The organism is Flavobacterium zubiriense (assembly GCF_041729725.1).
Classification (GTDB): Bacteria; Bacteroidota; Bacteroidia; order Flavobacteriales; family Flavobacteriaceae; genus Flavobacterium; species Flavobacterium zubiriense.
The window spans coordinates 16047-35148 of sequence record NZ_JBCFQL010000019.1; the positions used below are offsets into that span (position 1 = coordinate 16047).

The 19102-nt window shown below is 33.8% G+C and carries 16 protein-coding genes; 8 read left to right on the forward strand and 8 right to left on the reverse strand.

All coding sequences use genetic code 11. The features are described from left to right. Nucleotides 1-125: 125 nt before the first annotated feature. The 3 genes from AAGV28_RS14985 to AAGV28_RS14995 are packed head-to-tail and all read right to left on the reverse strand — an operon-like array spanning nucleotide 126 to nucleotide 2515. Entirely contained in the window at nucleotides 126-746 is a 621-nt protein-coding gene (locus AAGV28_RS14985; RefSeq protein ID WP_373407568.1) for a DUF4230 domain-containing protein, read from the reverse strand. Nucleotides 747-748: 2 nt separating this feature from the next. Further along, nucleotides 749-1711 (reverse strand): GSCFA domain-containing protein, encoded by a 963-nt coding sequence (locus AAGV28_RS14990; RefSeq protein ID WP_373407569.1) that lies wholly within the window; start codon nucleotides 1709-1711, stop codon nucleotides 749-751. Between the two features lie 33 nt (nucleotides 1712-1744). Further along, nucleotides 1745-2515, reverse strand: coding sequence for a hypothetical protein (locus AAGV28_RS14995; protein ID WP_373407570.1), 771 nt, complete (start codon nucleotides 2513-2515; stop codon nucleotides 1745-1747). Between the two features lie 344 nt (nucleotides 2516-2859). Here AAGV28_RS14995 and AAGV28_RS15000 point away from each other — a divergent pair, with 344 nt between their 5' ends. Then, nucleotides 2860-3243, forward strand: a complete 384-nt coding sequence (locus tag AAGV28_RS15000; protein ID WP_373407571.1) for a hypothetical protein — start codon at nucleotides 2860-2862, stop codon at nucleotides 3241-3243. A 90-nt stretch (nucleotides 3244-3333) separates the two neighbouring features. Here the strand turns inward: AAGV28_RS15000 and alaS are convergent, their stop codons facing one another. After that, complete coding sequence (alaS, locus tag AAGV28_RS15005) at nucleotides 3334-5994, reverse strand: alanine--tRNA ligase (RefSeq protein WP_373407572.1); 2661 nt, start codon at nucleotides 5992-5994, stop codon at nucleotides 3334-3336. Nucleotides 5995-6257: 263 nt separating this feature from the next. Here alaS and AAGV28_RS15010 point away from each other — a divergent pair, with 263 nt between their 5' ends. From AAGV28_RS15010 to AAGV28_RS15040, 7 genes are all read left to right on the forward strand, one after another. Further along, a complete protein-coding gene (locus AAGV28_RS15010; protein ID WP_373407573.1) occupies nucleotides 6258-7235 on the forward strand; it encodes a peptidoglycan DD-metalloendopeptidase family protein in 978 nt (325 codons plus the stop codon). Nucleotides 7236-7314: 79 nt separating this feature from the next. Next, a complete protein-coding gene (locus AAGV28_RS15015) occupies nucleotides 7315-7647 on the forward strand; it encodes a MerR family transcriptional regulator (protein WP_373391991.1) in 333 nt (110 codons plus the stop codon). Between the two features lie 83 nt (nucleotides 7648-7730). Further along, nucleotides 7731-8324: a LemA family protein gene (locus tag AAGV28_RS15020; protein ID WP_373407574.1), complete on the forward strand. Its 594-nt coding sequence runs from the start codon at nucleotides 7731-7733 to the stop codon at nucleotides 8322-8324. Nucleotides 8325-8382: 58 nt separating this feature from the next. Then, nucleotides 8383-8820, forward strand: a complete 438-nt coding sequence (locus AAGV28_RS15025) for a TPM domain-containing protein (protein WP_373407575.1) — start codon at nucleotides 8383-8385, stop codon at nucleotides 8818-8820. After that, nucleotides 8820-9671 (forward strand): TPM domain-containing protein, encoded by an 852-nt coding sequence (locus AAGV28_RS15030; RefSeq protein WP_373407576.1) that lies wholly within the window; start codon nucleotides 8820-8822, stop codon nucleotides 9669-9671. The genes AAGV28_RS15025 and AAGV28_RS15030 overlap by 1 nt, the downstream gene beginning before the upstream one ends. Nucleotides 9672-10238: 567 nt before the next feature. Next, entirely contained in the window at nucleotides 10239-10652 is a 414-nt protein-coding gene (locus AAGV28_RS15035; RefSeq protein ID WP_373391988.1) for an RrF2 family transcriptional regulator, read from the forward strand. Between the two features lie 252 nt (nucleotides 10653-10904). Continuing rightward, nucleotides 10905-13517 carry a TonB-dependent receptor gene (locus AAGV28_RS15040; RefSeq protein WP_373407577.1) on the forward strand — a complete coding sequence of 871 codons (2613 nt, stop codon included), beginning with the start codon at nucleotides 10905-10907 and terminating at the stop codon, nucleotides 13515-13517. 89 nt (nucleotides 13518-13606) lie between these two features. Here the strand turns inward: AAGV28_RS15040 and AAGV28_RS15045 are convergent, their stop codons facing one another. The 4 genes from AAGV28_RS15045 to era all read right to left on the reverse strand — a co-directional run bounded on the left by AAGV28_RS15045 (nucleotide 13607) and on the right by era (nucleotide 19096). Further along, nucleotides 13607-14233, reverse strand: a complete 627-nt coding sequence (locus AAGV28_RS15045; RefSeq protein WP_373407578.1) for a putative polyvalent protein kinase domain-containing protein — start codon at nucleotides 14231-14233, stop codon at nucleotides 13607-13609. A gap of 91 nt (nucleotides 14234-14324) precedes the next feature. Beyond that, nucleotides 14325-16505: a hypothetical protein gene (locus AAGV28_RS15050; RefSeq protein WP_373407579.1), complete on the reverse strand. Its 2181-nt coding sequence runs from the start codon at nucleotides 16503-16505 to the stop codon at nucleotides 14325-14327. 162 nt (nucleotides 16506-16667) lie between these two features. Further along, a complete protein-coding gene (gene der / locus AAGV28_RS15055) occupies nucleotides 16668-17978 on the reverse strand; it encodes a ribosome biogenesis GTPase Der (RefSeq protein ID WP_373407580.1) in 1311 nt (436 codons plus the stop codon). A gap of 236 nt (nucleotides 17979-18214) precedes the next feature. Then, nucleotides 18215-19096 carry a GTPase Era gene (era, locus tag AAGV28_RS15060; RefSeq protein ID WP_373407581.1) on the reverse strand — a complete coding sequence of 294 codons (882 nt, stop codon included), beginning with the start codon at nucleotides 19094-19096 and terminating at the stop codon, nucleotides 18215-18217. Nucleotides 19097-19102 lie beyond the last annotated feature (6 nt).

The following is a 19102-nucleotide window of genomic DNA, read 5'->3' on the forward strand; positions in this document are numbered from 1 at the left end:
TCAACTTAATTTAATTCAAAGAAGTACTACAGACAAAAACTCTCAATACACCTTATCCTCGATTAAAATAAAAGCCAAGAAGGCGACACTAAAAAATTTAGTAAATCAGTGACTATAACCTAGAACTACATTTTAACCTGTTGTCCTAAATCTTTTTCATTTTCAATGATTTGACCTTCATATTCTAATTTCCAGCCCATCGTATTGGTTAGAATAAGAATTTTAGAAAGTTCGCTAATGAGTCGGTTTTTAGCATTCGATTTTAGTGTTGATTTTTCTATTTTCTTGGCCAAATTAGCTTTTACTGATTTGTTGATTTTATTGTAATCGTCTCCTGTAAAAGGATTCAACTTGCTTTGTTCGACATCATAAAACTGAATGTCAGGACTGATTTTTATTTCTTCTTTTGGAATACTTACAATTGTGATCGTTTTGTTTTTCTCATCAATATCGTATTTCATTTTTTGCAAATCATAGGCTACAGTAACATCAGCATTGACTACAATCAATGCTTTCTTTTCGAAAGAAACCATATTCATCAAATATTTTTGTTGATTTTTATAGGTAATGACTTCCGAGAAATGTCCTTCAGTAACCACTAGTTTACCAACATTTACAATTTGCTGCTGAATCAAATTGGTGTTGTAACTGATATCGGCTTCGTCATTTTTCTTGAAATCACAATATTTGAATAACAACAGAACTGTTGTAACAAGGATTACGGCAATGACTATCTTTTTTATCATAACTAAAATTTCATGAATGGATATTGAGATTCCAATTTAGTGATTTTTTTTCGGAGATTTGCTCTAAATTTCAAATGACTTTCCGAATTAGGATTGAATGGCTTGTGTGTCAAACTTTTTTGGATATTTTCAACTTCTTCCATTACTCCAGAAACAGATTCTGAAATACTCGCTTCTTTGAATCTTTCCCAAATATAATCAACCGCCAAAGCGCTTGGATGCAACATGTCCTCAGCATAAAAACGGTAATCACGGAGTTCATCCATCATGATTTCGTAACTCGGAAAATAGAAGGCAGATTTTAGATTACAGATAGCAAAATCCTCTAAAACTTGATGAATTGCCGATATTAAATGCGCTTTACTCCTTTGATTTTCTACAAAACCATCCTTAATGTGGCGTACTGGAGAGACGGTAAGAGTAAATTTGGCTTCTGGATTTATCGACTGAATCAAACTAAGCGTATTCTGGATTGCTGTTTGAATCGTTTCGATTGAAAGTATTTCTTTCGAAAAATGCTTTTGAGGCAGTTTGTGACAATTAGCAACAATCTGATTGTTTTCTATATTTCGATATACCCATGAAGTCCCGTAGGTAATTAGGAAATGAGTGGATTCGGTTATTTGCTGATTTGTTGCAACAACTAATTCATTTAATAATCTTAAAAAAACTTCCTTATCAGGGTTAGAAAATTCCGAATGCACTTCGAAACAATGCCATAAATCACTGTGAAATAAAATATCGTTTTCGGTAAAAAGAATTTGATGTACAGCTCTCTCAACTAATTTTTCAATCGAAACAGGATTAAAAATAATTCCAAAAGGATTGCAGCTATTATGAAATTTATAATAGGAAAATTTTTGGGCCATATTGACTGCAAAACAAGAACCTAATGATACCATTTTAGCATCATAATCAATAGGAAACGGATTCTGTTGAACAGGAATTTTGGTACGAAATTGCATTATGACTTTTTTCCAAAATTAAGTATTATAATATTAATACAAATACTGGATTTTAGAATAATTTGGATTGGTCAAACTCTCCTCAGCCACTTGTTCCGTTGGGTAATTATCGGTGTCGTATTTAAAAGTATTTTTGTACATATTAGCCGAAGAAATAGTTTCTTCGCCAGAAACAACTGTAGTTTCAGCAACTGTCATCACCACATTGTTTTTAGAAACTGAGGCATCATGATCTAATAATTTATCAAATCCTAAAATACTAAAATAAGGGTTATTATAAGTATCATAATCAAAAGTAGTTTTTGAACTGGAAATGGAGTTTTGATCTGCATCATCAAAAACACGTTCGTCATTAATTAAATTATTATTTTTGAAAGTCAGGTTACCATGATAAACTTTTTGCTGTTGATTTTGTGCATCAACATTAAATTTCTCATAGTAAACCGTTCCATCTGAATGGTGTGTATAATTAATTACGTAGTTTTCAGAAGAAGTTACTTTGACTAGTTTTTCTTTATTGTACGTATAATTCAAAACAACATTCTGTTGAGTTGTTTTATTATAAGTTGTGATTTTAATGATTACGCCGTCTTGGTACGTATAATCTATTTTTTGTTTAGAATTTTCAGCACTAATAATTTGATTCTTATTATACGTAAATACTGAATTCTCAGCAATTCCATTTTGAGTAGATTCGATTATTTTGATGAAGTTTTTAGACTTTTCATCCTTGTCATTAGCACAAGAGCTGAAAAAAACAGCTGTGATGGAAATGAAAAAAAATAATTTGATGTTATTTTTCATAACTTATAGGTTAATTTGAACTTGAATTATTTGGGACTTCAAAAATAAAGATTAAATACAGCTCAGCCAACAAAACAAGTTCAACGACCTAAAAACTCGTTAAAAAGTATTTTATTTAAAAAGCTAGTATAACAAAGCACTACTTTAAGAAAAAATCTGGAATGCAGCAATAAACAGAATTAAATAAAGTATTAACCAATATAAATCGAGTTACTAACTACCTATTTTAACGACCAAACACACTCTCAAAGCGGTTTAAAGAGTTTTTTTCTCCTTTCAACGATTTTAAATTGTTTACTAATTTTTTGCTTCTACATTTGACAAAGAATACTACTATATATACTATGAAAAACATCTTTAACCCTATTTACAGACAAGATTACCTGGAAGGTTATTCTAATGGTCTAAATCCTTATTCCGAAGTAAAAAACAATACTCTTAATTCGGCTTTTAATGAAGGTTTTCATTCTGGTAGGCTCGATTATGAGAGTATAAACGGTAGCATTCTTGATGGAATTCCGAAAAAAATAATCAGCGAGAAAATTTTAGAAGAATTTCTAATGGCTGGTTTATTAGGTATTAATATTGATACCGAAGGCTATACACACTTTCAGATAAGTGTTTTAGTAAAATGGTATCAAAGTGGAATTGAAAAATACGATCCCATACAAAACAGCTATCTTTTAGATATTCTGGAAGAAAACGGAATTGATATAAGCCATTCCTAAAATAAAATTTCAAACCCTAACCAAACCAAGAAACCCTTTTAGTCTGCCAAAGCATTCTAAAAGGGTTTCTTATTTTTTATAAAGCTAAATTTATTTCACAAAATCAATTGCTTTTGATAAAGCTTCAGCAATTCCAGCTGCATTTTTACCTCCGGCAGTTGCAAAAAACGGCTGTCCTCCGCCTCCACCTTGGATAAACTTCCCTAATTCACGAACTACCTGACCTGCATTTAAGTTTTTCTCAGCTACTAATTCTTTAGAAATATAACAGCTTAACATTGGTTTTCCTCCCGAAGCGTCGGGATCAACTGTAGCCAAAACTAAAAACAAATTGTTTCCTAAATTTCCTAATTCATAAGCCAGGTCTTTTGCTCCTTCTGCATTCAAATCAACTTGTTTAGCTAAAAATTGAACGCCGTTAACTTCTTGAAGTTCATTAGCCAATTCCGCTTTCATATTTTTTGCTTTCTCTTTCAACAATGCTTCTAATTGTTTTTTCAATTTGGCATTATCCTCTTGCAAAGAAACCACTGCCTTAACCGTGTCTTGTGGATTTTTTAATACCGTTTTAATTTCGCTTAACAATTCTTCTTGTGAAGCAAAAAATTGTCTTACACCAGCACCTGTAATCGCTTCAATACGACGAATTCCTGCTGCCACTGCTCCTTCCGAAACAATTTTGAAAGACCAAATATCAGCCGAATTGTTCACATGGATTCCTCCACACAATTCCATGCTGTCTCCAAATTTAATTGCACGTACATTATCTCCGTATTTTTCACCAAACAAAGCCATTGCACCTTCGTCTAAAGCTTGTTGGATAGGAATACTTCTTCTTTCAATTAATGGCAACTGCTCTTGAATTCGGGCATTAACAAAATCCTCCACTTGTTGTAATTCTTCATCCGTCACTTTAGAAAAATGAGAGAAGTCAAAACGCAAGTTTTTTGGGTTTACCAATGATCCTTTTTGCTCCACATGCGTTCCTAAAATACTTCTCAAGGCTTGGTGCATCAAGTGAGTCGCCGAGTGATTTTTGGAAGTCGCTGCTCTTAGATCAGTATTTACTTTAGCAATAAAAGAAGCTTCTAAATTCCCCGGCAGTTGTTTTGTATAATGAATAATTAGATTGTTCTCTTTTTTGGTATCGATAATTTCGATAGCTCCCTCTCCTTTGGAGAGGGCTGGGGTGAGGATTCCTTTGTCTCCTACTTGTCCCCCACCTTCTGGATAAAATGGTGTAGCATCTAAAACAATTTGGTACAAAACACCATCTTTTTTAGAATCCACTTTACGAATACGAGTGATTTTCACTTCGTTTTCTACCTGGTCATAACCTACAAAAGATTCAACATTTCCATCAACCAGAATTTTCCAGTCGTCTGTAGAAACTTCTGAAGCGGCACGAGAACGTGTTTTTTGTTCTTGCATAGCTTTATCAAAACCAGCTTCATCTAAGCTAAATCCTCTTTCTCTAAGAATCAAAGCCGTTAAATCAATTGGAAAACCAAAAGTATCATACAATTCGAATGCTTTTGTTCCTGCCACTTCTTTTCCTTCGGTAGTTGCAATTACGTTATCCAATAATTGTAATCCTTGATCTAAAGTTCTCAAGAAAGAAGCTTCTTCTTCGCGAATTACATTGGTAACCAACGTTTGTTGCTTTTTGATTTCTGGAAAAAATTCACCCATTTGATCGGCTAAAACAGCCACCAATTGATTAATAAAAGGTTCTTTAGTACCCAAGAAAGTAAATCCGTAACGAATAGCACGACGCAAAATACGACGAATTACATAACCTGCTCCAGTGTTAGAAGGCAACTGTCCATCAGCAATAGCAAAGGCTACCGCACGAACGTGATCCACCACTACACGAATAGCAATATTGGTTTTTTCTTGGTTTTCGGTTGTTGGTTGTTGGTTGTTGGTTGTATATTTTAGGCCTGTAATTTGCTCCACTTTTTCAATAAGCGGTGTAAACACATCAGTATCATAATTAGAAGTCACGTTTTGCATCGCCATACACAAACGCTCAAATCCCATTCCGGTATCTACGTGTTGTGCTGGTAATTTTTCTAGTGAACCATCGGCTTTACGGTTGAATTCCATAAATACGTTGTTCCAAATTTCCACTACCTGCGGATGATCGGCATTGACTAAACTAAAACCTGAAACGGCCGCTCTTTCTGCATCCGTACGTAAATCAATATGAATTTCTGAACAGGGTCCGCAAGGTCCCTGATCTCCCATTTCCCAGAAATTGTCTTTTTTGTTTCCAAGAATAATGCGATCTTCAGACACAAATTGCTTCCAAATATCAAAAGCTTCCTGATCAAAAGGAACGTTTTCTGCTTCGTTTCCTTCAAAAACAGAAACATACAAACGGTCTTTGTCTAGTTTCAACACTTCTGTCAAAAATTCCCATGCCCACGGAATAGCCTCTTTCTTGAAATAATCTCCAAAAGACCAGTTCCCTAACATTTCGAACATCGTATGATGATACGTATCAAAACCTACATCTTCTAAATCGTTGTGTTTTCCTGAAACACGAAGGCATTTTTGCGTATCAGTAATACGATTGCTTTTTGGCGTGGCGTTTCCTAAAAAATACTCTTTAAACTGCGCCATTCCTGAATTGTTAAACATCAGGGTTGGATCGTCTTTTAGAACAATAGGTGCCGAAGGAACAATTAAATGCCCTTTACTTTCAAAGAATTGTAAATACGCTTTGCGAATGTCTTGTGATTTCATTTTTATAATTTAAAAATTAAAAGATTTAAAAATTAAAAGATTAAGTAAGCTTTTGGCAAATTTTAAGTCATTTGCTACGCTGCCAAATTAAATCTCTTGCAAAATTCATAATTCAACAATCTTTCAATCATTAAATTTTTAAATCTTTCAATCAGCTTTATATTTATTTATTATCGAAAAAAGCAATGCTAAAAATAAAACATTTATTAAATTTGTTGCAATACTCCTTTTTTAGAAGGTGCAAAAATAGGGTATTTTAAAATATGGCGAAAGTAAAATATTATTACGATTCTGAAAATCTAGCATATCGAAAAATTAAAGTCAAAAAAAGAAGAAAATTTGGCGTTGCTGCTCTATTTTTATTGGCTTCAGCCTTATTTGGTTTTATCTGTTTTGTGATTTTATTGAACACTCCTTATTTTGACACACCAAAAGATCGTCTGTTACTTCGGGAAATTGAAAATTTAAAACTGAATTATGCCGTTTTGAACAAAAAAATGGATCAGTTAGACAATGTTGTTGAAGCCATCGAAGAACGAGACAATAATTTGTACCGCACCTACTTTAATACTGCTGCTATCCCTAAAGAAGAAAGAAAGACAGGCTTTAAAGATGCCAACCGATACAAATTATTAGAAGGTTATGATAACAGTAAACTAGTTTTAGAAACCACTAAAAGAGTTGATGTATTAACAAAAGAGCTGGCTATTCAATCTGAATCATTAGATTATATTTTAAAATTAGCCAAGGAAAAAAATAAATTATTAGCTGCCATTCCTGCCATACAACCTGTCAGAAATGAAAATTTAAAACACATGGCATCAGGTTTTGGATACCGAACAGATCCTTTTACTAAAGTGCGAAAAATGCATGAAGGAATGGATTTTACAGCAAAAACAGGGACTCCCGTTTTTGCAACTGGAGATGGTGTGGTAAAACAGGCTGACAATCGTGCTTCTGGTTTTGGAAATCATATTGTGATTAGGCATGGTTATGGATACGAGACTTTGTATGCCCATTTGAGCAAATACAATTGCAGAGCGGGACAGCGTATTAAACGGGGAGACATTATAGGATATGTGGGAAGTACAGGAAGATCAGAAGCACCGCACTTGCATTATGAAGTTCATAAAGATGGCCGAGTGGTCAACCCGCTTAATTTTTATTACGGTAATATTTCGGCTGTGGAATATGTTGCTATTTCAAAACTGGCCAATCAGGAGAATCAGTCATTGGATTAACGATTTTTGATTGTTAATTGCTGATTTTAAAATTAAAATATTGGATTTTGGAATTTATTAATTTGGAATTTAAAAAAATATGCAAATAGATTTACAACCTGGTAAAAGATACTACAGTATCGGCGAAGTAGCGAAAGCCTTTGATGTCAATGCGTCGTTGATTCGTTTTTGGGACAGTGAATTTGATATTCTTAAACCAAAAAAGAATGCCAAAGGGAATAGAATGTTTACTCCGGAAGACATTAAAAACCTCCAACTCATTTTCCATTTGGTCAAGGAAAGAGGATTTACGCTGGAAGGAGCCAAAACGCATCTGAAAGAAGGACAAAAGAAAACCTTGGACAAATTTGAAATCATCAGTAAACTCGAAGCCATCAAAGTGCAACTGACGAATATTAAAAATGAACTTTAGTCAATGGCAAGATTCAATGGCAATTGCAATATCAATTTTCAAACAAATAAAAACAATTAATAAACTTTAAATTAAACAGAAACATGGATTTTAAAAAATTTTTACCTTGGGTTATTTTAGCTGTTATCGTTATTGGTGGTTATAGCTGGGTTAAAGGCATTAACAACACTGCGGTGACTTTGAGTCAAGATGTAGAACAATCTTGGGGAAATGTTCAAACGGCTTATCAAAGACGTAATGATTTAATTGGGAACTTAGTGAACACCGTTAAAGGAGCTGCTGATTTTGAAAAAAGTACTTTAACTGCTGTAATTGAAGCACGTGCTAAAGCGACTCAAACTACTATTGATCCTACTAACATCACTCCAGAACAATTAGCAGCCTTTAATTCAGCTCAAAGTGGTGTAAGCAGTTCTTTATCACGTTTGTTACTTACGGTAGAAAAATATCCTGACTTAAAAGCCAATCAAAATTTCTTAAAATTACAAGACGAATTGGCTAGTACCGAAAATCAAATTTTAACGGCTAGAACTCGTTTTAACGAAGCGGTAAAACCATACAACACGCATATCAAAACTTTCCCAAATACCCTATTTGCTGGTATGTTTGGTTTCCAAGAAAAAGCATATTTCAATGCTGTTGAAGGTGCTGAAAAACCTGTAGAAGTACAATTCTAATCCTCCCCAACCCCTCCAAAGGAGGGGCTTTTTAATAGGTCTAAAAAAAACAAAACAAATGTCAAAAGTAGAAGATTTTTTAACCCATGAGGAAGAACAAGAAATTGTTGAAGCTATTCGAATAGCCGAAAAAAAGACTTCTGGTGAAATACGAGTCCATATCGAACGAACAACTTCTCTGGATGCCTATGATCGTGCGATGGAAGTTTTCCACGAATTAAAAATGGATGAAACCCAATTACAAAACGGCGTTTTAATCTATCTAGCCGTTGACGATCATAATTTTGTAATTTGTGGAGACAAAGGAATTAACGATGTGGTTGAAAACGATTTCTGGAACTGTACTCGAGATGCTATGGTGGCTCAATTCAAACAAAACCAATTCAAGCAAGGACTTGTAGACGGAATTCTAAGAGCCGGTGAACAGCTTAAAAAACATTTCCCTTGGCAGGAAGGCGATACGAATGAATTATCAAACGAAATATCAAAAGGATAATGGAAATAAGTCAGAAGTTAGAAGCCAGAAGTCAGAGGTCTCAAATCAAAAAAGGAATAAACTTATTTTTTTATTTTTTTATTCTCTTTAACAGCAGTTTTCTATTTGCACAATTTACAATTCCTGAAAAACCCAGTTTACAAACCTCGGTTTATGATTATGCGAATCTTTTTAATGCGAATGAAAAAAAGCAATTAGAAGAAAAACTCGTTCGCTATGCAGATACTACTACAACACAAATTGTGGTTATCACAGTAGAAAGTTTAAAAGGCGAAGACGTTAGTTTACTTGCCACCAACTGGGGACAAACTTGGGGTGTGGGAGGAACAGAAAAAGATGATAACGGTGTTATTATTCTTATTTCTAAAAACGATAAAAAAATTGCCATTAATCCGGGTTACGGATTGGAAGACCGATTGACTGCTGGAATTGGTGGTGAAATTATTCGAAATATTATCCTTCCAGAATTCAAAGCGGGTAGTTATTACAACGGTGTTAATAAAGGAACGGATGCCTTATTTGACGTTTTTAAAGGCAAATACAAAGGCACTAGAAAAGCCAAACAACAAAAAGATTTCCCTATTCTTCCTTTTGTTATCATTGTTGTTTTTATCATTATTCTTGCTTCTAGAAATAAAGGTGGTGGTAGTGGTGGAAACTCTGGAAACAACGGAGGCGGTGGTCCCAGCTTATTAGATGTAATTATTTTAAGTAATTTGGGTCGCAATAGCGGTGGTTTTGGAGGTGGTGGCTTCGGCGGTTCTTCTGGAGGCGGATTTGGAGGCGGCGGCTTCGGTGGTGGCTTTGGCGGCGGAGGTTTCTCTGGCGGTGGCTCTAGCGGAAGTTGGTAAAATTATACATAATTTGATTGAAGATTTTTGATTAACGATTCTTGATTTCAGAAGTATTAATACTTTAAAAACAAATGATTTATATTTACCTACATAAAAATCTAAAATCAAGAATCGTTAATCTTCATTCAAAAATCCAGTAAATTAAATTGATATTGAAAACCTATTTTACTTTTATCTAAAAGCTGTCATTGTATTTCCTTTCTTTTCTTCCAAACTTATTAATTTTGTAAAGCTGCAATAGAAAACTACAGCAAAATGACTTGACTCATCTATAAAATTATTTATCTTTAACCCGTTGGGTGAAATTATCAAAAACGTCAATGGTAGTGTTTTTGCGTAATGAAACCTAACGAAGTGGTTCAGCGAAGCTAAATGAAGGGAAAAATGTATCGAGAACCGTTTTCTATTCAATATTTTCTTGTTCTCGATACAAATTTTCCGAAAAAGCTGTCGCGTTTTCTGAAAATTCACTCGAACTGACGAAAATTTAATATCCAAAAACAATTTCACCCAATGAGTTTATCTTTATCCTAATTTTATCTGAAATACTCCAACTAATTCTATATGCTTTCACACAAAACTAAATATGCGCTTAAAGCCCTCCTCTATTTAGCTGAGCAAGATGCCAATCATATCTCTAAAACAATAGATATTGCTGAAACTGCTAATATTCCTAAAAAATTTTTAGAGCAAATTTTATTGGATTTAAAACGTGGGCATTTAGTAGGAAGTAAGCAAGGGAAATTTGGTGGTTATTACCTGCTGAAATCTGGAAACGAGATTACCCTAGCCGATATTCATCGATTATTTGATGGGGCTATTGCATTATTACCCTGTGCTTCGCTCAATTTTTATGAGCGCTGTTCAGACTGTGTAAGTGAAGCAGAATGCTCGTTAAGACACGGTTTAATAGCTATTCGAGAAGAAACATTAAAAGCGATGCAAGGTATTACTATTGCTTCATTAATTAAAAAATAAAAAAATATTTTATTAACTCTACTAATTATATAGAATTAATTATATATTTGCATCGAAATTAAAACATCATTTATAAATCAAAAATTGAAACGCATGAAAACGTATCGAAGAAAATTCAACTTTTCAAAAGATCACTCGCAAAAAACTAAAACTCAAATAGAAAATACTCCCAATATGGTGTTGATGTGTATGTGTTGCGCTTAAAAAAATTTTATTTTAAACTCTACTAATTACATATAATTTATATAAAAAATGAAAACAACATATATCAAAACAATATATACCCTACTATTACTTTTTATTTTCTCAGCCTCTTACAGTCAAACTCTTTTAGAAGGAGTTGTTAAAGATGCACAAGACACACCTATTGAGGGTGTAAACATCGTATTGAAAGGAACAACCAATACTACCACTACAGATAGCAATGGCTATTTTAATATTGATGCTAAATCACTTCCTTTTACGATTATTGTTCAATACGCAGGTTACAATACGAAAGAACTACGAATCACAGAACTTCCTACTAATGCTAAACCTTTGCAAATATCCATTGCTACTGGTGAGGAAAAAATCCTATCCGAAGTAGTCGTTACTTCAAGACGTAGAATTGAAAAAGCGCAAGATATTCCTATTGCCATATCAGTTGTAACTGGTAAGCAAGCTGAACAAGCAGGCGCATTTAATGTTAACCGAATCAAAGAGTTGATTCCATCGGTACAATTGTATTCATCAAATCCACGAAACACAGGAATTAATATTCGTGGTTTGGGTTCCCCTTACGGATTGACTAATGACGGTATTGATCCAGGTGTAGGTTTCTACGTTGATGGTGTGTATTACTCTCGTCCTGCTGCAACAACATTAGATTTTATTGACATTGATAGAATTGAAGTATTACGTGGCCCACAAGGATCTTTGTTTGGAAAAAATACTACCTCTGGAGCTTTCAACATAACCACTAGAAGACCTAGTTTTACCTCTGGAGCTGACTTTGAAACTAGTTTTGGAAATTATGGTTTTCTACAAGCCAAAGCTTCTGTAACTGGTGAGTTAAGTAAAAAACTTGCAGGTCGTCTTTCTTTTTCTGGCACGCAACGTGATGGATTGATTGACAACGTTGTTACTGGAAGACCTACAAACACCTTGAACAACCAAGGAATAAGAGGACAATTATTGTATAATGCTTCTGATAAAACTAATATATTATTGGCAGCTGACATTACTACGCAACGTCCTGATGGATACGCACAAGTTATTGCTGGTGTTGCTCCTACCAAAAGAGCCGCTTTCAGACAATTTGATGCTATCATTGCTGATTTAGGTTATGAATTACCTAGCAGAAATGCTTTTGACCGTAAAATTGATCACGATACACCATGGCGTTCTGGACAAGATTTAGGAGGCGCTACTTTAAATATTGATTCTAAAATTGGTCAAGGAACCCTTACTTCAACAACGGCATGGCGCTTTTGGAACTGGGATCCATCAAATGATAGAGATTTTACCGGTTTACAAGTATTGGCTAAATCACAAAATCCAGCAAGACATACCCAATTGACTCAGGAAATTCGTTATGCTGGAAAAGTAAACAACAAACTTAGCGGTGTAGCTGGTGTCTTTTTTATTGACCAAACTGTTAAAATTAGAGGTACAGAAGAATCTGGAAACGCACAATGGCGTTTTTCGCAAAGCAACGTAAGTTATAACAACAACGGAGTTAACACCGCTGTTCCATTGGCCAGATGGGCTGAACCTGGACTATTAGAAGGCTACGGAATTAGAACTAATGCCAGCATACATGCAGTAAGTGCCGCAGTATTTGGACAACTAGACTGGGAAGTGACTGATCGTTTGCATGTTTTACCAGGACTTAGATACAACTATGATAAAAAAGAATCCGATTATAACAGACAAACCTATGGAGGTCTTGAAACTACAGATCCAGAATTACTGGCTATCAAAAGAGCGGTTTATACCAACCAAACCTTTGCTGCTGATAAGGACAAATTTGACTTTTCTGGAAACATAACAGTGAATTATAAAGCTACTGATAAAATCAACACTTATGCCACTTTTGCCAGAAGCTACAAGCCTATTGGTGTAAACGTAGCTGGACTTCCTACTCCTGCAGCCGGACAAACTTTAGCTGATTTAGCTGTCATCAGACCTGAGTCTGTTAATCATTATGAAGCAGGTGTAAAAACAACTCCGTTTAGAAACGCCATCTTAAACCTTACTATCTATAATACGGATATTAAAGATTTTCAAACCAATGTTCAGGCAGCTGAATTAGGTGTAAATCGTGGCTACCTTGCCAATGCTGACAAAGTACGCGTAAGTGGTGCGGAACTGGATGCTAGTTTTGCCGCTAACGAACATTTTTCATTCAATGTAGCCCTAAGCTATACAGATGGTAAATATGTTAAATTTACTAATGCACCGCTTCCACTAGAAGATACAGGACTTACTGTTGATGGCGTTCAGGTTGCATTTAAAGATGTATCAGGTAGCGAATTACCAGGAATATCAAAATGGGCAGGAACTTTAGGAGGTGAATATACTAAATCAGCAAAATTCTTCGGGAATATTGGGAAATTTTTCATCGCTCTTGACTCTTATGCTCGTTCTGAATTCTCTTCTAGCCCATCGGCTTCAAAATACTTAGTTGTACCTGGTTATGCCATCTTTAATGGTCGTTTAGGATTTAGAACCTCCGAAGGTTTGTCTATCAACTTCTGGGCACGTAATATTTTGGATAAAGATTATTTCGAACAATTATTACCTGCAGGTGGAAATGCAGGACATTATGCCGGTGTATTAGGCGATCAAAGAACCTATGGAATTACTTTGAAGTATTCTTTGTAAATTTTCCAATCCTTACTTAAAAACTCCCTTTACCAACTGTAATCAAACAGTTGGTAAAGGGAGTTTTAATTACTTAAGAGCAATCGGCTTCACTTTCTATAGAATCTTTCCGTGAGATAGAAAACGGTATCGATAAAATATAAATTACTTTGAAAAGTTAATACGTTTTCATCGTGTAAATCTTCCAGAATGATTCCTAAATCAGGATTAAAATAATCATTGTTTCTTGTGTTTTTAAAACCATTTTCATCAAGAAATTTTTTGACATTTTCTAGTTCCGTGTCTTGATCTGATTTTATAAAAGCCTGCTCGACTACGGCATACAATACACATTCAGATTCGTAAAAACCAACTAACTGATAAGCTGTGTCTGGAAAAAAGAAATTATTCAATAATAAGTTATTGAAATAATCCTCCCAAGAGGAATAATAAATGGAATCATTGAGTTTGAAAACCCGAAACTCATTTTGAAGATAAACTTTTTGTTCAGCACCACTGGAAATAAAAGCAGTAATGTTAATTTCGTTATACCAAAAATCATTTTGCTCGCAAAATTGCCTTATGTTCTTTGCTTCTTCAATTTTGATTTGCTTGTCTGACTCAAGCGTAATGCCTGCGCTCTTGCTTCTTCTAAGGTAACTGGCGACCGCTTGGATAGCATCTCCATGCCTAACTTGGCTCTTTCCTGAAATGATATTTTGTAGTTCATGTTTCATGAAATTTTAATAATACAAAGATAAAGATTTTATTGTTATGATGTTTTTTCCTTACTTGTGCTCAAATATTTTCTAAAAAGTCAAAAAGGTATTAGAAAGGTAAATAATCGGGATCTTCTGAAGCTATTTTAAAATCATCATTAATGTTTAACTTCTCTATAAAAATCTCATTTCGTTTTTTTGCCCGTTCCAATAACGTTGAATACTTAATTACTTCTGTATATATTGAGCCATTTTTTCTGTCATCAAAACCAGTTACGTTTTCGGATGGTCTAAATAAATAATCAAAATGATAAGAATGTTCATATCTGGTTACTCTTCCCATAACATCTCTAGGCTCAATACTTTCTCCTATAAGATACCCATAAAATGTTGTGATTTGAAAATTATCTTCTGTATAATTCCTGATTAAACTTGCATACAAATCTATTTGTGTCAAATGTTCTGACACATTTGCTTCAGGAGTTTTGAACTCAATTATGATACATTTACCTTCTTCTGGAAACAGTAATACATCTGGACGTTTTATTGTTCTATTTTCCCCTAATGATAATAAATATCTATCCTCTTCTTCTGTAAATTTAGCTTTAAAAACTTTTTCTCCATTAATTTCTAATTTACTCAATTGCTTTTCAGAACTACCTTTAAAATAAATAAAATCCTCATTTATAAGCCATAAATCACTACTGTTCGGATTGGTAGCAGATTGTTGAAAAAGAATATTATGTAATAATTGTTCATCATTATTTCTACTTCCGCTTTTTTGCACATGTAATTTCCTATTCAAAACCGTTTGAAACAATTCTAAAATAATTTTTCTACGAGCAACATAATGAGTTAATGCCGTTCTATTTTGAATCGGAATTTCTTTTGTTAGCATTTCAATCGTTGATGTTAAGTCTCTATCAAAATTCTTATCCGCAGGATTTAGATTTTTCAAGCTATTCATTTGATTAAAAATTTTAGTATCTCTCTTAGCTGAAATTTTTGATTCAGCATTATGAAGTTTCTCAATTATCCTATCTTCTGAATCATTTAAATTTATAGAAAAGTTTTGTAAAACCTCATCATTAAATAAAAACAGGTTTTTAATTTCATTAATTTTACTTAATTTTTCTTGGCTTTTAGTATTAATTTCAGGGTATATTCTATTGATAACATCATCAACGTTATCTTCAATATCCTCAAATAAAATTTCTTTTTTTCCTACACTGAATAATTCGTCACTTTTACGAAAATCCTCTCTTTTTATGATAGACAAATCTCCTCTAGTATCACAGTCTTTTCCATTTAAATAATTACTCGAAACTAAAACTAAATATCGCATATCTTCTAATGACTCATCAGGAGACAATGACTTAAATCTTAATTTAAAATCTTTATTATCAACCAACTCATCTTTACTTACAAGAGAAATTGAATTCTTATCAAGATCTGTTTTCTTTACTTTAAAACTCAACAATTCAAAATCCTCACTTTCATTTAATTTTGTGATATCTGAATTTTGTTCTAAAACACTACTATAATAAACCTTAAAATATTCTGTCTTATCGGGAATTGGCACTTCACTTTTTGTAATTTCAATAGTAGTAGTAAGAGCTTCATCAACATATTCATTCAATATAATTCGAGGCAATATTTCTCTATGTGAACAAAAATATTTTAGATATCTTTTTAAGATCTCAATTTTTAAATTACTTACACTAATAGTCAGTTTTTTAGCATCATCTTCATTCAATAAATCAGATAAAACCAAAACAGTACTCGATTTTTTAGCTTCAATTTCTTTAGTATAATTATGCTTAATGACCGAATTATTTTCTAAATAAGTAGGTGATTTTGAAATAGTAAAACTTCTTTCAAAATATTTACCATCTTCCTCAAAAACACTTTTAAATTCACATCTTCCAAAACAATGAATATATTGGATTCTTCCACTTCCTTTATTATAAAATCCTTTACGATTATCTTTCAAAGTTGTAAATCTTGAAAATTGTTCATCGTTAAAACCAATACCATCATCTTCTATTATGAATTTTTGAAATAAATTTTCAGATAATAAATTTTTGGTAAAAAAAATATTTAAAGAAATCACACTATCAACTTCATTAATTCCTTTAGAACTTTTATTTATCTTAATTGATTCTAATGAATTTGTAAATGCTTCAAAAAAGGATTGAATAGGGTTTTCGTGTTTTTTTATTTCTTTAAGAATAGTAGGTAGATATACTCCTTCAACTTTTATAAACTGATTTTCTTTATAAGTATTCATTTCTTAAGAATTAGTTTTCAAATGTAATTAAACATTCTTACAATACATTAAAAAAACGTCTTCAGTTGAACAAAACAATTAAAAAAGCCCAAGAATCTAATCTTGAGCTTTCGTAATCGGTTTTAACAAAAAAACCACCTCGTTATGAAGTGGTTTCTATTCTTATTTCTCTCTAATATAAATATCTATTGGAACACCTGAGAAATCCCAGTTTTCCCTAATTTTATTCTCTAGGTAGCGTTTGTACGGTTCTTTTACATACTGCGGTAAGTTGGCAAAAAACACAAACTGAGGCGTTGGCGATGGCAACTGCATACAATATTTAATTTTTACATATTTTCCTTTAGTCGCTGGTGGCGGGTAGGCTTCAATTACTTTCAACATGAATTCGTTGAATTTTGAAGTTGGAATACGCTGCTGTCTGCTTTCGTACACTTTTACCGTAGCTTCTAGGGCTTTCAACAAACGTTGTTTGGTTAAAGCAGACACAAAAAGAATAGGCACATCAGTAAATGGCATTAATTCTTCTCTAATTTTTTCTTCGTAATCACGTGTGGACATGGTATCTTTTTCAACCAAATCCCATTTGTTAACCAAGATTACAACACCTTTGCGGTTTTTTTCGGCCAACCAAAAAATACTTTGATCCTGACCTTCAAATCCACGAGTGGCATCAATAACCAGTATACAAATATCAGCATGTTCAATAGCACGTACCGAACGCATTACGGAGTAAAATTCTAAATCTTCCTTTACCTTCGCTTTACGACGAATTCCCGCCGTATCAACTAAGTTAAATTCGAAACCAAAACGGTCAAATTTCGTATCAATCGCATCACGGGTTGTTCCTGCAATATCGGTAACCATAAAACGTTCTTTACCAATTAATGCATTGATAAAACTAGATTTTCCAGCATTTGGACGACCTACAACAGCAAAACGAGGTAAAACCACTTCTTCCTGAACTGGTTCTGGTTTTACTGGAAAGGCATTGATTAAAGCATCAAGCAAATCTCCTGTTCCACTTCCTGAAATACTGGCAAATGTGTAATATTCTCCTAAACCAAGGTTATAAAATTCAATGGCATCTTTTTCACGCATGGCATTGTCCACCTTATTCACCGCTAACAAAACGGGCTTTGTCACTTTACGCAACAAACGGGCAACAACATCATCCATTGGTGTAATTCCTTCCTCTACATCAACCACAAAAATAATAACATCGGCTTCGTCGATAGCCAATTCTACTTGTTTACGGATTTCACCTTCAAATACATCATCTGATCCGCGAACATATCCGCCGGTATCAATTACAGAAAACTCTTTTCCGTTCCACTCGCTTTTTCCGTAGTTTCTATCTCGGGTAACTCCCGAAACTGAATCTACAATAGCTTCTCTTCTTTGTATCAGCCTATTGAAAAGGGTTGATTTCCCTACATTAGGTCTTCCTACTATCGCAACAATGTTATTCATTTTATCTAATTTAGATGTCAGATTTTAGATTTTAGATTCCGTTTTGATGAAATCGCATTCTTTTATAAATCTAAAATACTGTATTTTAATTTTTTGCAAAGGTAGTCTTTTTTTAGTTTGCAGTATTCAGTTTTAAGTAGGCAGATAAAACACACTAAAAGAGCACATTATCATTCACTAGATTCTGTTTACTGATCACTAATCCCGAAGCTTCGGGACGGACCACTGATTACTGATTACTGGTTGTACCCAAAACGCTTCAACATATTCGCGTTGCTTCTCCAGTTTTTATTTACTTTCACCACCAGTTCGATGTGAATTTGTTTTCCAAAGAATTTCTCTAAATCGGCACGAGCCTCAGTACCTACTTTTTTCAGTGCTGCTCCTTTGTGACCAATGATAATTCCTTTTTGCGTCTCTCTTTCGACCATGATAATCGAACGAATACGGATAATATTTTCGTCTTCAAAAAACTCTTCTGTAACAATCTCCACTGCATACGGAATCTCTTTGCTGTAGTTCAACAAGATTTTCTCACGAATGGTTTCGTTTACAAAAAAACGTTCTGGTTTGTCTGTTAATTGATCTTTTGGATAGTAGGCTGGGGATTCTGGTAATAATTCGATGATTCTTCCAAAAACTTCCGGTACATTAAAATTCTGTAACGCAGATATTGGGAAGATTTCAGCATTGGGCACTTTTGCAGTCCAGAATGCTACTTGTTCCTCTAATTGTTCCTGATTGGAATTGTCGATCTTATTCAACAATAATAAAACAGGAATTTTAGCATGAATGATTTTATTAAAGAAAGCTTCGTCTTTTAAGTCCTGCTCTCCTATTTCGACCATGTAAACCAAGATATCAGCATCTTCAAAAGCCGATTTCACAAAGTTCATCATCGACTCCTGCATTTCATAAGCGGGTTTGATGATTCCCGGTGTATCCGATAAAATCAATTGAAAATCTTCGCCATTTACGATTCCTAGAATACGGTGGCGCGTTGTTTGTGCTTTGGATGTAATGATTGATAATCTTTCGCCAACGAAAGCGTTCATCAAGGTGGATTTTCCAACGTTTGGATTTCCAATGATATTTACAAAACCTGCTTTATGTGTCATAATGTG